Origin of the sequence: Fontibacillus forbon (assembly GCF_046559655.1) — a bacterium.
Taxonomy (GTDB): Bacteria; Bacillota; Bacilli; order Paenibacillales; family Paenibacillaceae; genus Fontibacillus.
Map to the genome: position 1 here is coordinate 28930 of NZ_JBKGFV010000008.1, position 15900 is coordinate 44829.

The 15900-nt window shown below is 49.9% G+C and carries 11 protein-coding genes and 1 riboswitch; of the genes, 3 read left to right on the forward strand and 8 right to left on the reverse strand.

Going from position 1 to position 15900, the window contains the following annotated elements; all coding sequences use genetic code 11:
* Positions 1-34 precede the first annotated feature (34 nt).
* Positions 35-952 carry an ArsR/SmtB family transcription factor gene (locus ACLB09_RS23860; protein WP_410772337.1) on the reverse strand — a complete coding sequence of 306 codons (918 nt, stop codon included), beginning with the start codon at positions 950-952 and terminating at the stop codon, positions 35-37.
* 243 nt (positions 953-1195) lie between these two features.
* On the opposite strand from ACLB09_RS23860, the gene ACLB09_RS23865 reads away from it, so the two are divergent.
* Complete coding sequence (locus ACLB09_RS23865) at positions 1196-2263, forward strand: hypothetical protein (protein ID WP_410772338.1); 1068 nt, start codon at positions 1196-1198, stop codon at positions 2261-2263.
* Positions 2264-2351: 88 nt separating this feature from the next.
* Here the strand turns inward: ACLB09_RS23865 and ACLB09_RS23870 are convergent, their stop codons facing one another.
* The 7 genes from ACLB09_RS23870 to yabP form a co-directional block, all read right to left on the reverse strand.
* Positions 2352-6080: a non-ribosomal peptide synthetase family protein gene (locus tag ACLB09_RS23870; RefSeq protein WP_410772339.1), complete on the reverse strand. Its 3729-nt coding sequence runs from the start codon at positions 6078-6080 to the stop codon at positions 2352-2354.
* Between the two features lie 26 nt (positions 6081-6106).
* Complete coding sequence (locus ACLB09_RS23875; protein WP_410772340.1) at positions 6107-7867, reverse strand: methyl-accepting chemotaxis protein; 1761 nt, start codon at positions 7865-7867, stop codon at positions 6107-6109.
* A 168-nt stretch (positions 7868-8035) separates the two neighbouring features.
* Positions 8036-8123: riboswitch (cyclic di-GMP riboswitch) on the reverse strand.
* A 156-nt stretch (positions 8124-8279) separates the two neighbouring features.
* Positions 8280-10778 carry a stage II sporulation protein E gene (spoIIE, locus tag ACLB09_RS23880; protein WP_410772341.1) on the reverse strand — a complete coding sequence of 833 codons (2499 nt, stop codon included), beginning with the start codon at positions 10776-10778 and terminating at the stop codon, positions 8280-8282.
* Positions 10779-11150: 372 nt separating this feature from the next.
* A complete protein-coding gene (locus tag ACLB09_RS23885; protein WP_410772342.1) occupies positions 11151-11630 on the reverse strand; it encodes a S1 domain-containing RNA-binding protein in 480 nt (159 codons plus the stop codon).
* Positions 11631-11746: 116 nt separating this feature from the next.
* Positions 11747-12094 carry an FtsB family cell division protein gene (locus ACLB09_RS23890; RefSeq protein ID WP_410772343.1) on the reverse strand — a complete coding sequence of 116 codons (348 nt, stop codon included), beginning with the start codon at positions 12092-12094 and terminating at the stop codon, positions 11747-11749.
* 18 nt (positions 12095-12112) lie between these two features.
* The gene (gene yabQ / locus ACLB09_RS23895; RefSeq protein WP_410772344.1) at positions 12113-12682 is read right to left on the reverse strand and encodes a spore cortex biosynthesis protein YabQ; all 570 of its coding nucleotides are present in this window, start codon (positions 12680-12682) and stop codon (positions 12113-12115) included.
* On the reverse strand, positions 12679-12960 hold the full coding sequence (gene yabP / locus ACLB09_RS23900; protein WP_410772345.1) for a sporulation protein YabP: 282 nt from the start codon (positions 12958-12960) through the stop codon (positions 12679-12681). Before yabP ends, yabQ begins: the two co-directional genes overlap by 4 nt.
* A gap of 175 nt (positions 12961-13135) precedes the next feature.
* Between yabP and ACLB09_RS23905 the strand changes: the two genes are divergently transcribed.
* Together ACLB09_RS23905 and hydF are read left to right on the forward strand one after the other, a co-directional pair.
* Complete coding sequence (locus tag ACLB09_RS23905) at positions 13136-14569, forward strand: aspartate ammonia-lyase (protein WP_410772346.1); 1434 nt, start codon at positions 13136-13138, stop codon at positions 14567-14569.
* A gap of 14 nt (positions 14570-14583) precedes the next feature.
* Positions 14584-15831 carry a [FeFe] hydrogenase H-cluster maturation GTPase HydF gene (hydF, locus tag ACLB09_RS23910; RefSeq protein ID WP_410772347.1) on the forward strand — a complete coding sequence of 416 codons (1248 nt, stop codon included), beginning with the start codon at positions 14584-14586 and terminating at the stop codon, positions 15829-15831.
* Positions 15832-15900: the final 69 nt, after the last annotated feature.

Consider the following 15900-nt stretch of genomic DNA (forward strand, 5'->3'; position numbering starts at 1 on the left):
CCAGCCAGACGTATTTAGAACATTCCATTTTATTTTATTCCTGCAAAATATACTCCATCAGCTTAACATGCAAATGCTCCAGCATTTCCGGCCGCAAACTATACTCGGTCAACGTCTCGCCCTCGAAGTGGGCCCGGATAAACCCGCCGTTCCGAAGCTTGGAGATATGATCATGGGTAATCCCTTTGGATAATTTGAGATGGCGGACAATTTCGGTGAAGCTTCTCGGCCCTTGATGCAGATAACGCAAAATTTTCAACCTGCTGTTTTCCCCCAAAGCCCGTATCATATGATATTCATGCAGCGGAAAAGCCGCAGGATTCTCCGGATAGATTCTTGCGGAGTAATGGCAAAGCGTTAATTTACCAAAGTGCGAAATCACATTAATAGGCTGAAAATGATATTGAGGAACCAAGACTAGCCGCTCCAACCCTTCCTTGGGATTAAACACCAGCCCGTTCGTTGTGCGATCGATGAATTCCCCAAGCTCAAGCTTGCCGGAGGCCATCTCGTCCTTCCTCTGCTTCGTTTCCTCTAGCAGCGAGTCAAGGATCGGGGTATCCATCCGCTTAAAGTACTGGTCGTTCCATTGGGAAAGGACAGACAAGGTACGAGTGCGGAACTGTCCCATATCTTTTGGAAACAATTGACTGTACCCGGCAATCAGCTCATACAAGTCACCGGTCGATTTCCCCTCCAACCAAGCGAGAAAATTCTCCACTTCGGATCCGTCCCTGCACAAATAAACTAACAAATAAGTTAATTTCCAATCATTATCGACTTCCATCTCATCCAATATCGATGCAAATTCAGGCGTTAGGCTTCTCCTGGTTTCCTTAACCCATCCGGGGGCAAGAACAATCTTCTTATGCGACTTACGGCAGATATAGGCATGAAGACTGTTCATAAGTTCATATAGAGGTTTAAATTCGATGTCTACGTGGTATTCCAAAAATGCGCACGCCCCTTCCTGAGAACTATTATAACTGCAAACCAAAAAAAACGGCATCACCCTCCGAACATTCGGGAAGAAGGTGAAGCCGTTGCTTTCGGGCATTCCAATGCCGCAAAGGAAGAAACAGGGGTTATTACAGAATATTAACTTACTCGCGGTTTTTTAGTTCTATAATTTGGAAATGAAATGTGGACGATGTCATCCAACAAATCCCCGACACTCATTAGGAGGCTTTTTAGCATGAAAAAGGTATTAAGCTTATTTATTACGGTACTGATGTTAGTTACTATTCAATCCGTCGTAAGTGCGGATGATGCCACCGCGCAATATCCGGGTAGTTTCCTGGATGACAGCACCCGGATGTTTGCCCTTACTCAGGAGAAAACCCTATTTGTGGATACGATCAATCACCAATTGCAGGTCGTGGATCTTAACACGATGCAAAATGGATGGAGCAAGAAGTTCAAAATTATTTATGATTGCGATGTGTTGGCCAACCCTTCAAAAATCGTTGTTCTAACTAGGGAAAATAATAAGCTTCTAAAAATAACATTATCAAGTGAAGGTAATGTTCTGTCTAAGCAACTTCTCTCAAATTTAAAACTGAAAGACAACCAGAAATTGAGTTATTCCCCGGCTCAAAACCAAGTTAAAGAGCAGATTGCCATGTTGGATCAAGATAAAAACAATTTACAAGTTTATCAGTATCCATGGAAAAAGCCCAGCTATACAGCTTCATTCAGCTTACCCGGGGATGCCGGCTACGAAGCAACTTTAATCCATGACATTCAGTTTCAATACCCTTATGTAGTCATTAAGCTTGATGGGTCCAGTCTAATGCAATCACAAAACTTGTATAGAATCATCAACTTGGCGACTCGGGAAAAGAACACGATTCCAATGGAATGGAATGTGAACTCCGGCTTTACGATTGAGGGGAACGAATTAGTCGTAACTACATCAAGCGTGACCGGCAACCCGCTCGGGATCAATACAAATGCCGAACATAATATATATGCCAGATATAACCTGGAAACCCGCTTGCCTAAGATAAAAATTACGCGTAAATTCACAGCAGTCGATTCCAACTGGAAAGCAAGTTATGGCGACAATCATCTTATCGTATTTGATTCAGAACAAAATACACAGTCGTTGCTCGATATAAATGGCGAGTTGCTTCATGAATCACCTATGACGGCTACGGATTTACATAACAGATTCGTAAGTTATCGTGACGGAAAAATAATCTTCTTGGCTCCGACTGAGAACCATGGCGGGAAAATAATGATTACTCATCTAAACCAATAGAACACATTTGGCGCTAAAAATAAAACGGCATCACCCCACCCGAACATTCGGGAAGAAGGTGATGCCGTTTCTTTTCTACGCTGCTTATTTACTTAAGCACCGGTGCGGGAAAATAACCCACGGCGACGGCGTGACGGACCAGCCGCGCGATGTATTCCTGATCCGGCACCTGACAGGACACCGGGGTTCCCTGCAAATATTCCGTCGTTTGCGGGCAGGCGAACCGGTACGGCGAGTCCTTCGCCCCATCGCCTTCGAGTTGGGCCATGGCCAGTTCCATGCCCGTACGGTCCTTCGGCTCCCCGGCATTTAACAGCCAAGCCTCGTAGTCGGCCCAATCGAGCAAATCAATATGATAACCATACTCCCGGAGGTATTCCACCATCTGCGCATAGGATAGTTGAACCGGATTGCAAATATGGAACAGCCGGCCGGCGGTTTCCTCCTGAAGCGCCAGGGTGGCGATTGCCGCCCCCGCATAATTTACCGGGGTCATATCGACCTGCCAGCTAACACTCGGCGCCTTGCCCAACAATATCATCGCCTTCAGCATCCGGTAAAAGGCGTTATTATCGATATTCCGTTGGAAAGACCCGGTCTCCGAGTGACAGGACAAGTTGCCGACACGGTACACCGTGGCCGGAACGCCTTCCTCCTGACAAGTTTTAACGACAAGCCGTTCCGCATCCAACTTACTGTTGGTATAGACATTGTTAGTCGCAACCGTTGGATCGTAGCCTTCCCGGCTGACGAAACGGTCCCACTCCCCGGCAAACGCCAAATCCTCCGGAATGCCGAGCGTGGAAACATAATGGAAGCGGACATTCTTCCCGCGGGCGAATGCCAGCAACCGATCCGTACTCTCCACGTTTACCCGGTTAAAATACTCGGGATCGCCAAAATGCTTCACTTCGGCTCCGCAATGAACAATGGAATCGATTTTGTCGGAAAGCAAGGTCAGAACGCGATCATTCAGGCCCAGATTGGTTCGTTCCAGGTCGCCTTGAACCGCAAACACCCGCCCTTCCATCAGGGAGGTAATCTCCGAACCGAAATAACCGCGCATCACCTTGCTCAGCCGCTGATAGGGGTCTTCCCCTCCCACGGAACGAACTAAACAATAAATAACGGCTTCCGAAGACTGGAGCAACTCGTGCAGCAGCGAAGAACCGAGATAGCCGGTAGCACCGGTGAGCAAAATATGATTTTGCCGGCTTACGGATTTGCTGGCTGCGATGCCGCCGCCGAAGCTGCGCGGATATTCTTCTAAATCAACGATCTCTCCGTTAAGAACGGCAGGGCCTGCATTTTCGGCCAATGCCTCCGCACCCAGTTCGGTTACCCGATCCGCCAGCTTCGCCACCGTCGGATACGCAAAGAAGTCGTTAATCTTCAGCTTAGGAAAGCTCGGTTTCAGCAGCACGAGCGTCTCCAGTATTTTCAGCGAATGGCCGCCGATTTCAAAGAAGTCATCGTGGATTCCGATGGAACTGCGCCGCAGGACTTTTTCCCATGCAGCGGCTATCTCCTTCTGCAGTTTATTTTCCGGCGCCTCGAAATCCGGGTTATCCTCATCGATGACCGGAAGCTCCAATAATCCGAGACGCTTGCGGTCGATTTTGCCCGTCGGCGATACCGGCATGGCGTCCAGGCATACAAAGTAGCCAGGGACCATGTAGGCAGGCACCTTCGTCTTCAAAAAGGACGTAAGCTCTGCCTTGCCGATGGCAACGCCGGTTTTGGACGTATAGAAAGCGGCCAGCATCTTCTCGCCTGCAGCATCCTCCTTAACGATAATCGCCGTATCTCTGATCTGTTCGTGCTTGGCCAAGTTCTCTTCGATTTCACCGATTTCAATACGGTAACCTCTAATTTTGACCTGCAAATCCTTACGGCCCACATACTCGATCCCGTCTTCCTGCAAGCGAACGAGATCCCCGGAGCGGTAATACTTCTTACCTGAAGCCGGATCTACAGGATCCATAACAAATGCCTCATCGGTTTTCTCAGGCTGATTCAAGTACCCTTTAGCCAATCCGACAGAGTGAATCCATAACTCGCCGACCACGTTTAGCGGGCAGAGCTGCTGCTTCTCATTCACGATCAGCACTTCATAGTTGGCAAGAGGCTTGCCGATGCTGACCGTAGTCAGATCCTTCGATACGGGTCCGCCGATCAAATGCGTAGTCGTTGCCACGGTTGCCTCGGTAGGCCCATAGGCGTTTACGATAACCGGCTGATGCGGCAGTTTTTGTTGCAACAGCCTTACCGAAGCCCCCGGCAAGGCCTCCCCTCCAATCACAAAACTCGAGATCCCCTTATATTTATGACCGTCATCCGGACTTAAATAAGATGATAACTGGTTGAAGAAGACGGTCGGCAATATACCGATTCGCGTCGCCCCGGTTTCTTCGATGGCCAAAGTAAATGAATCTACCGAATAGCGCTGTTCATTGGATAACAAATGCAATCTAGCCCCGCAGCAAAGGGCACTGAAAATATCATAGACCGAAGCATCGAAGCTAAACGTGGAGTACTGAAGAATCACATCCCGTTCACTCATCTGCAGCTGATCTACCGTAGCCAGCGCCAGGTTAACGACCCCGGCATGAGGAATTAATACCCCTTTCGGTCTTCCGGTAGTCCCGGACGTATAAATGACATAAGCTATATCCCCGGAAGCGGCGACAATGCCGATTGGATCAGCGGAAATTCCGTTAAGCTGAGTATCCAGACAGAAGATGGACACGTTCTCCGAACCGGCTGACAACAGGTCGGAAAGCTTCGAAGTATACGATTCCTTCGTGATCACGATCCGGGAACGGGTATCCGCGATGATATAACCATTCCTGTCCTCCGGATGCTCCGGGTCAAGCGGTACATAAGCGCCGCCGGCTTTGACTACTCCGAGCATCCCTATGACGGCATCCAAACTGCGTTCCATAAAGATAGATACGAAATCGCCCTTATGAAGTCCGCGTTCCAGCAGCCCCTGGGCAACCTGGTCCGACAAAGCGTTCAGCTCCGCATAAGTCAGCTTTCGCTCTGCGGAAGACAGGGCAACCCGATCTCCGAAACGCTCCACGGTCCGTTGCAACATTTGCGGAATGCTCTCCGGCAGGTCAGGCCAATCCCGGACCGTATCATTGAGCAGTCTATAGGCTTCTTCATCATCTTCCGTAAGAATGGGAATGCTGCCGATAGACATATTACCATCGGTCATAACCGACTTAACGATGCATTCAAAATGGGATGCAAACTTACGGATAGTACTCTCTTTAAACAAGTTTTTGTCATATTGAATAAATACAAGAACTTCGCCGTCTTTTACGATCACTTGCCAATTCAAGCAGCTTGACTTGTAGGCCGAATCCTCCCCAAAAATGGTGTGTACCAGAGGCGATTGGCCGACCAAACGTTCAATTTCGGTCAGCGGCAGAGCGGCAAAATCCAAGGCGTTCGATTTTTCCGTCACCGCCCGGTACAGATCCAGGAACGAAATCTCCGCTTCACAGCGCATCCGTAACGGAAGTAACAATCCTTCGTGATCTTTTACGCCGATAATTTGGTCCTGTTCTCCGCTCATCCGATATAAAAAGGCGAAGTAGCAAGCCATCATCCAGCTATTCAAATCAAATTCTTTGGATATTTTAGAGATAGATTTCTGGTAGACATCCAACCTGTAGGCCGTATACCCCATATCCCGCTCGGAACCCAGCCTTGGAAAGTCTGTATAAATATCAAGGCCGGACAAGGGCGGCTGCAATTCATTCACCCAAAAATCCCTGATAATACGATCCATTAGTAAGGTACCCATTAAAACTCAACTCCCTGCTTCTCTCTCTATAATTTCAAACCTTCAACCACATGCTCCAGCTTTCCGGAGATTTGGTTCAGGCTCTCCGCCGAATTCACGATTTTCCCTGCTGACGAACGCTGCTCCAGTGCGCTGGACTTGATAGACTCCGAGATGTCGGCGTTTCTCTCCGCCAAAACGGCAATCTGTCTGATAGTAGTTGTGATCTGTTCCGTTTCTGCGGCCATTTCTTCGGTCGACGCGGAAACTTCTTGAATCTGGCTCGTGATCTCCTCGGTGGCATCCAAGATGTTATAGAACAGTTCTCCCGTTTCTTTCACGATATCGATGCCTGCCTCGACATTTCTTTGTCCATCGGTAATGGCATTCACGGCAGTCAATGTTTCCTTTTGAATGTAATGAACGAGATCTGCGATTTTCTCCGCCGATTTGCCGGACTCTTCAGCGAGTTTTTTCACCTGGTTGGCCACAACCGCAAATCCCCGACCTTCTTCGCCGGCTCTGGCCGCTTCAATGCTTGCGTTCAGGGACAGCAGATGCGTTTGCGCAGAGATCTGCGTAATGACTTGAACGATCTCCTCGATTTCGCCGGAGCGTTTCTGCAATTGCTCAATCGAAGACACGGAATTCTGTACCGACTGTTGGATCGAATCCATCTGTTTCATCACTTTGCCGATGTTATTTCCGCCCAGTTCGGACTGCTCCTTCATTTGCAGGGAGGCTTCCGATAGCGACGAGGTACTTCCGGCAATCGTCGATACCCCGGAATTGATCTCCTCCAGGGACGTTACGCTCTCCGCAATCGACTTGCTCTGCTGGGACACTTTATCCGAGATCTCTCCAATATGATTGGTAATGTTCGCAGTGGTCTGATGATTTTCCTCCGAAGCCGTGAACAGGACGCGCGCCTGCTCGGCCGATTGGGACGATACGTTCTTGATGGTAGTAACCAGTTCCTTAATATTCGTCACCGTGGAATTAAATTTCTCGTTGACCTTGCCCAGTTCGCTCTGGTTCGTTTTTAACTGCATGCTAAAATCACCCTGGCTAAGCTTCTCCAGCGCGTTCATCAGATCTTTGACGGGAGCGAAGGTCCGTCTCAGCGTAATATATTGGAATGTAAGAATTACCAGTAAAATGATAACCAAAGCTAAAGAAGTATATTTTAACAGATCCTGTTGCCCGCTCAAGATAACGCTGGCGTCAAAGTCCATCCCCATATAGGCAAATACTTCCCCGTTTGCATTCTGAAACGGATAAAGCACAGTCAGCCAGGTACCATAGTCATCCTTGTAAGGCTTAGTAAAGGTGATCTGTTTTGTTTTCAACATTTCCTGGACACCCTTTACATGGAAGGTAGGTTGTCCGAGCATATCTCCCAAATGGAGGCCTTCCCCATCGAACATATCCAAAACTGCCGTCGGGAATGCAATCATCTGCGTGCTATTATCCGTAACTTTCGAACCGAAAATATAGCCTTGCGCCACATCAGGGTGCGTTGCGGATAAATCGTCGAACACTTTCGTCAGTTTTTGCTGAACCGGGGAATTGCGGTCCGTACTCTTCATCGCCTCGGCGGCTTCAGCTGGCGTAACCTTGGTGCTCCAGGCTTCCATTACTTTCTGGGAATCCGATTCCAATTGATTGGTCAAAACCCCGCCCTGTATGTAATAGCTGGACGCGATCAGAATCACGCCGGTCATCAGGATGGAGGCACTGGTCAAAATCATATTCTTCGTTACAATACTCCAGCGGCGGAATCCGCCTAATCTTTGTGCCAACTTCATTTCCTAAGTCTCCTCTTTCCGTCTGTTAATATGAATAGGATGTATGTTTGGTATAGTCAACAAGTTCTGATGCTCTACCCCTTTCCGTAAAAATTAAGATTTGCCCGATTTTTGGGCAAAAAAAAGATAACCTAAAGTAAAGTAGAGATACTATAGGTTACCGTTTTTTTAGGCAACTGGCTGACATTTCCCGTAATAGGAATTAGTCCCTATAGCTTTGCGTCACTGCCTTTCGGCAGTTTTGCCAAAATTATATTTAAAATTTGAGAAATAGTGCCATATTTGGTGTATTTCAAGAATGACAGGGTATATTTTACTACAAACTTCAAAACATTCCCATGTAAAAACAACCAATATTTTGTCCAAATTATGACTAACGTCCTGATTTTTATAATTTGGCAACGCCCAATTCCTAGCTGACCGTCCGAGGTCGTTCCAGAGGAGTAATCCCCGGGATATGCAGCGTCGACCACTGCGGCAGGAAATGATCTACTTTTGCGACGGCGACCGTCATATCGTCCTGGATCACATTTTTCTGATACCGAATGACCGACTCAAGCAAACAGTCGGCAATTTCCTGAGGATCCTCCGAATCAATCTCCTGAATTAGCCGTTTGATCCACAGCTCCTTGTTTACTGCATATCCGGGTGCATCATAAATGCCGTCCGTCATCATGATTAGCGTATCGCCCGGGTATAATTGCACCGTGACCAAGTCGATTTCGATATCCTGAATGATCCCGATCGGCAAATTGCTGGCCGACACCTGAATGACTTCCTGGCCCCGTTTGATAAAGCTGGGAGAGGAGCCGATTTTCAAAAACGTGGTCCGGGCCGAGTATTCGTCAATCAGCGCCATATCTACGGTTGCGTAGATCTCATCCGGCGAACGCAGCATCAAAATCGAGTTCACCGACTTGATCGCCAGCGTCTCGTCCATGCCCGATTGCAGCAGCTGTTCCAAAATATTCAGCGCGGTGCTGCTCTCCAATCGGGCACGCTCCCCGTTGCCCATGCCATCGCTAATGGCCACCGCATACGTTCCGTTTCCCAGTTCCATGGCGCTGAAGCTGTCTCCCGACAGGAGGTCCCCTCCCTTGGCCGTTCCTGCTACTCCAGTCATAATCACATAAGTTTTAGCCGACCCAAAGGTCACTGTGGCCAGACCGTCGCGTCCCGCCGGCAACGAATCGCTGATCACCGCGATATGTTCGCCAAGGATGTCGGACAACAGCGGAGCGATAATTTTTCGACACTCATCGAAACCGCGGGTATAGGCATGAACGACTTCGATCTCCACGTTACCATGATCCAGATTGACGATATCGATGCTATGAATGGACAGCCCCATTTTTTCCAAAGCCTCACGAATCTGTTCTTCCTGCTTATACATGGCTTGTCCTTCGCGTTGAATCTCTTTCGCCAGATCCTCCATCACCTGCGACACCCCTGACAGTTGCTCCGCTACCAGCAGCCGGCTGTCGTATATTTGCCGTTTCCAGTGCATATCATGTTGATAGAGGTTGTATTCGTGCTTCATGACCGACAGGACCTGGTCGGTTTTCGCGCATATTTTGTTCCACTTGGCCGGCAGTTCTTCCTTGGACAGATCCGGGTTCTCTTCCACGGCCGTCATCATTTCAGTCATATATTTATAGGTCTGATAAAATTTCCCGTCCCAGCACGCATTCCGGCGGAAACAGGTCGAACAAGCGCCGGAGGTGACCGCATTCATGAAATGGTCCACTTCTTCACTCCGCTTGGCAATCTCCCCGGAACTGGCGATTTGGCCGAAACTGCGGGACAACTGTTTGAAGACCTGAGAAAATTGCGATACCCGGCCTGCGGTCACTTCGCGCATGCGTTTGGCGTATTCATGCTGCGTTTTGGTGTGATCCTGAGTGCCTGGGACATATTTGGCAATAGCGGAGACGACACTGCCCGGCGTCAATAAAAAGAGCAATACGGCAACGCAGCTTTCCCATGTCGATGACATTACTTCGGCGGAGCCTGTCAAGTAGATGGAAAGGATGGATGATCCGAGCAGCATTCCAAAGCCGACGGCCCATTTCCTTCCTTCCCGCAGCATTCCTGCCAGCATGCCCGAAAAGGCGAGCAGGCTCATTTGATAGAGCGCCGAGGTGTCGGCCAAGCTCAGGATCAGGCCGGTTACGACACCGACCGAAGCGCCGAGCGTTGCTCCCCCGACTAGAGCAAACAGAAGAATTAAATATCTCGTTAAAATATGTTCGATCGATAATCCGGAAATTTCCCAGCCGACCGAACCGGTCATGACCGAAGCAAGCAATATAACGAGACAGACGATTTCCTCGGTGCGCAGCTGATAATTCCGTTTCCGGTAAGTAAAGACCGGGACGGCTTGAATAAATACCAACGTCAGCACAAAACTCAGCACCGCATCCATAACGGTCATTACAAAAACATACCAGGTAAGCGACGGACCGATCACAGCCGCGAAAAGCAAGGCCAGAAAGGTACTCGTAAAAACCATTAGCGGCGCATAAGATACATCGGCGCGCTCGAACGATTCCAATCCCTTATGAATGAGGAAGAAAATGGTCAACTCCGCCGCAATCACGGCAGCGTGATGGCCGGAAATAAACATGGCCCCGGCAACCATAACCGCTCCCGTCACCACGGCGATATCACGCCGCATAAACATCATGACCGCAAAAAAAGCGGCCGCAAAAGGAGAAAGCTCGTCCAGAATAGTCGCCTTGCCGAGCAAAAAACTCATCAACAGGAACAAGCCTGTCCACTTGCTCGCCGCAAATAATCTGCTGACGTTGATAACGACCGGGAGCTCCCTCCATCCATTCCATCGAAATCTCTTAATCTGCCCCTTCGCCTTCTTCATCCCTGGGAATGGGATCACGTTCCACTTCTCCATTACCTGGCACCGCCTTTTCCATTTTTGTAAGGTATGTCCCATTATAGGAGCGGGTGGGCGGAAAGTTTGTCATATACCGGAGCCTGGGATAAAGAATTTTCCGACAAATTGAGAGCGCCTTACGAAACATCACGAACACAGGTCTCCCATGAGAATAAGACTCCCTATGCGTGCTTATGTTCGTACAAAACCGAGCAATACAAGTAAACATTTTCTGCCAATTCATCCAAAGTTGGGCGTAGATTGCGTAATAACCTGTCGCCTGAAGTGCTCAGACGACAAAAAAAGAATTTGCGGGGAAAATGTCCGCGAAAAACAAAAAACCGCAGGCAATAGGTTGCCTACGGTGGGTTTCATTATAAAATTAGGAAATTACATGCGTTTGGCTCCGCGTCCTCCGCGTTTGCCTTCCGTGTTCTTCTTCAACGAAGAAATGCGCTCTTCACTGTCCTTAAGGAAACGGGAAACTTTATCTTCAAATGAAGCTTTGTTCGGTTGCGGCTTAAAAGGACGTCCTCCCCGATCCCGGTTAAATCCGCCGCCAGGACGATCTCCGTCTCTACCTCCAGGACGATCGCTGCGTGGTGCGCGAGGCGGTCTTGTAGCCTCTACCGGTTTATCAACGGCTTGCTTAATGGAAAGTCCGATCTTGCCGTCCTTGTCGACATTGATTACTTTAACGGTAACCATATCGCCGATCTTCAGATGATCATTGACATCTTTAACATAATTGTCTGCGATCTCCGAGATGTGAACGAGACCCGTGACACCTCCTGACAGATCCACAAATGCTCCGAAATGCGTGATGCCTGTCACTTTTCCTTCTAACTTGGTGCCCACTTCAATTGACATAAAATAAAATGATCCTCCCTTAAAAATATACAGCCAGGCCTCGAAAACATGACTGCGGTGATTTGATTATACATAATGAGCCAAACAAGGTCAACAGCCGTATATCCCGCATGGGGTCAGTCATTTGCGGGTTCGGACTCCGATACGTGCACCGGAATTTCACCCGGTTTGTAAAGTCCGTATTTCTTCATGGCAATTTGACCGATATATTCAGGATCTTTAAGACGGTTCAATTCATATTTTAATTGGTTTAGAGTCTGCTCCGTTTGCTCCTTGGAAGCTTGCCGTTCCGCCAGTTGATGGGACTTAGCCCCGATCTCTCCGGATTGGGCGATGTAGGTATAACCTGCCCAGCCAACAAATAATACCATAAAGCTCATCCATAACCGAAGCCGTCGGCGTGCCCCGACCGATTTCGCGGCAGGCTGTTGATTCTTATTCGATTTTGCCGTTCCATCGCGCATCGAGACACCTCCCGTCCATTATTCTTTATTGAACCAGACTTTCCACAATCTTGCGAAATAATTCCATACAGGGCGAAGCCTGTCCGGTAAACGCAGAGACTTCCAAATAGGTCTTGTGACCCAGATCAGAAGTTTCCAAATCGGGGACAGTGTAACCCTCCCCATAAAAAATACTACGATCCAGACAAATCCCAGCAGCATTCGTATGCTTTTTAACAGCCATTTCAGCGGTGCAAGCACCACAAGTTGCAATATTCTAATGGTTATTCTGTAAATCTTTTGAACTACCTTAATTAAATTTACCACAAAACGCTCGGTTATAACACTGAGAAACAAAAAATGAATCCAAACGCCTATAAATAACCCGAGAAAGACATAAAACCGGAGTTCTCCCTGGTTGACCCGGTATAAAGTGCGGAACACGAAGAGCGAAGCGGCAATCCAGTACAGCACGTCCAGAATATGTACACTCCAGCGGGGAAACCGGAGCTGTCCCGATACGACACGGTAGCTGTCAAAGGCGATCCCCAGGATTCCCCCGCATGCGAACATCCACAGAAGAGTCACCCATTGCAAATGTAAATTCATCGGAACAGCTTTCCAAGCAGACCTTTACCGGAAGAGTGCGAACCCGGATCCAAATAAGACAAGGAATTCACGAGGCCCTCAATACTGACAAGTCCCTGCTCCAAATTGAGATTTTTGATATGTAAATTTTGGCCCCGGATCGTTAAATGCCCCAGTTCCGTCTGCAGCAGAAATTCCTCGTTGTCAAAGCTCTCCACGTTCAGGACACCCGAGATCTCCAACAGCTTTCTTTGCATCAAGTGCAGCTCCTGACGTTTCCCTTTTACTTGGTCGACCATGGCATGTACCCCTCCTTCTTACAACTAGCTTATGGAAGGCACATTCCCTTTAGAACCGAACTGCGCGTGAAAACGAAATAACTTCGTTCCAGTGATCAATTTTACTGTAGCGGAAACCGCATTCTTTTACCATAAAGGAAATACATTCCAATTACAGGATAGGGGCGCATCCTTTATGAGCAAAGGAAACGCATTGCATTCCGACCGGCAACAAAGCTACCGTATCGAAACCGACCCTTTAGGAGAAAAGGAAGTCCCCTCGGATGCTTATTACGGTATTCATACGACCCGGGCCTTGGAAAACTTCCCCGTTAGCGAAAGGGCCGCCAACCGCCACCTGTTCTCCTCCATTGTTATTATCAAGAAAGCCGCAGCGATGACGACCGGCAAGCTATCCCTGATTCCCGCGCCTGTCTCCCGGGCCATTGTTCTTGCATGTGACGAAATCATCGGCGGAGCCTTGCAGGACCAATTCGTTGTCGACGCGCTGCAAGGCGGTGCTGGCACCTCCACCCATATGAACGTAAACGAAGTGATTGCCAATAGGGCGATCGAATTATTGGGCGGGCAAAAAGGGGATTACTCCCTCGTCCATCCTCTGGACCACGTGAATTGCTGCCAATCCACGAATGATGTGTATCCTACCGCGCTGCGAATTGCCGCAATCTCATTGCTCCGGCCGCTAAGCGAAGCTTTTGCCGCTCTGCAGGAGGCGCTGCAGCGTAAAGAGCAGGAATATGCGGATATCTTGAAGCTCGGCCGAACGCAACTGATGGACGCCCTGCCTATGATGGCCGGGCAGGAGTTCGGCGCCTACGCCAAAGCCGTAGCCCGCGATCGTTGGCGGCTCTACAAGGCGGAAGAACGGTTGCGCGAGATCCATCTGGGCGGCACCGCGATCGGAACGGGGTTAGGAGCTCCCCGGGCCTATATTTACCAGGTGACGGAAGTGCTGCGGGATTTGACCGGTATGGGCTTATGCCGCAGCGAATTTCCGATCGACCCGACGCAAAATATGGATGTCTTCGTCGAAGTCTCCGGGCTGTTAAAGGCAGCGGCCGTAAACCTGCTCAAGATTGCTAACGATCTGCGGCTGCTGGCATCCGGTCCGGCCGGAGGCCTCGGCGAATACCGGCTGCCTCCCGTGCAGGCCGGCTCGTCGGTGATGGCGGGAAAGGTCAATCCGGTCATGGCCGAAATGACCGGACTCGTCGCCATGCGGGTTATCGCCAACGACTCCGCGATTACATGGGCCGCCGCAAGCGGACAGCTTGAGTTAAATGCGTTTTCTCCGCTGATCGCCGAGTCCCTGCTCGAATCCTTGGATATCCTTACTCGGGCCGTACAACTCTTCGAACAGCGCTGCATCCGCGGCATAACGGTAAACAATGAGCAGTGCGAGAAGCATTTGCAACAGTCCACCGTGCTGGCTACGGCGCTTGTCCCGCATCTGGGCTATGAACTGGCTTCGGAAATTGCCAAAACAGCTCAAAACGAGGGCAAAACGGTCGAAGCCATCGTCCTGGAACGCGGTCTGCTAACCGCCGAGCAGGTTCGCGGCATCTTGAGCCCGCTCCAAATCACCAAGCCGGGGATTCCCGGCAAATAAGGAGGAAGCCGCATATGAGCACATCCGCCACGCCGCGCGGCGAACGAATTCATATCGCGATTTACGGCCGGAGCAATGTGGGGAAATCGAGTGTCATCAACGCCCTGACGGGACAGGAGCTTGCCGTGGTTTCCCCGGTAAAGGGGACGACGACCGATCCGGTATACAAAGCAATGGAGCTGCTGCCGCTAGGTCCAGTCATCCTGATCGACACGGCCGGACTGGACGACGAGGGATTACTTGGCGAGCAGCGCATGCAAAAAACCCGGGAGATCCTAGGACGCACCGACCTGGCTCTGCTGGTCGCCGATGCCGGGGTGGGGGCGGACGCTTTTTACGTAGAGCTGCTTGCCGAACTTAGATCCAAGGGCATTCCTGTCATCAGCGTGATCAACAAAAGCGATACGGTAGAGGATATCCAAGGAGTCCAAAACGGGATCGAAGCAACGTACGGAGTTAAGTCCGTTCCTTTCAATGCGTTGTCGGGGGCCGGGGTGGCCGAGCTGAAACAAGCCATCATCGACGCCCTCCCTCATGATAACGAACGATTCCGCATCCTCGGCGATCTCATATCGCCCGGAGACTTTGTCGTCATGGTCGTTCCGATCGATAAGGCAGCGCCCAAAGGCAGGCTGATTCTGCCTCAGCAACAGTGCATCCGAGATGTGCTGGAGAGCGATGCCATCGCGATCGTGACCAAGGAACATGAACTAAAGGAAACCCTGAACCATCTGGGACGCAAACCGCGGCTCGTGATTACGGACTCCCAGGCTTTCCTCAAAGTAGCCGCCGACACCCCGAAGGAGGTTCCGCTCACTTCCTTCTCAATCCTGTTTGCCCGTCACAAAGGGGAGCTGAACGAACTCGTGAAGGGGGCCCGCACCATCGAAAATTTGCAGGACGGGGATTCTGTATTAATCGCCGAAGCCTGTACGCACCACCAGCAATCCGACGATATCGGCACGGTCAAAATCCCGCGCTGGCTAAGGCAGATAACGGGAAAGCAGCTTCATATCGAGCATGCCGCCGGATACAGTTATCCTCCGGATTTGAGCCGCTACGCTCTGATCGTCCACTGCGGAGCTTGCATGCTTAACCGAAAGGCCATGCTGCATCGCATCCAACAATCCAAGGCGGCCGAGGTGCCGATCGTCAACTACGGCGTTCTGATCGCATATGTGCACGGCATCTTCCCTCGCGCGATAGAGTTATTCCCATCGGCCATCATGGCATGGGAGGAGTCGGCGGAATCTCCCGTTTAACCAAGAAACCGTCCGGGGACGAATATCTTCATCCCTGGACGGTTTTTCTTTGAATCAAATAATAAGGGG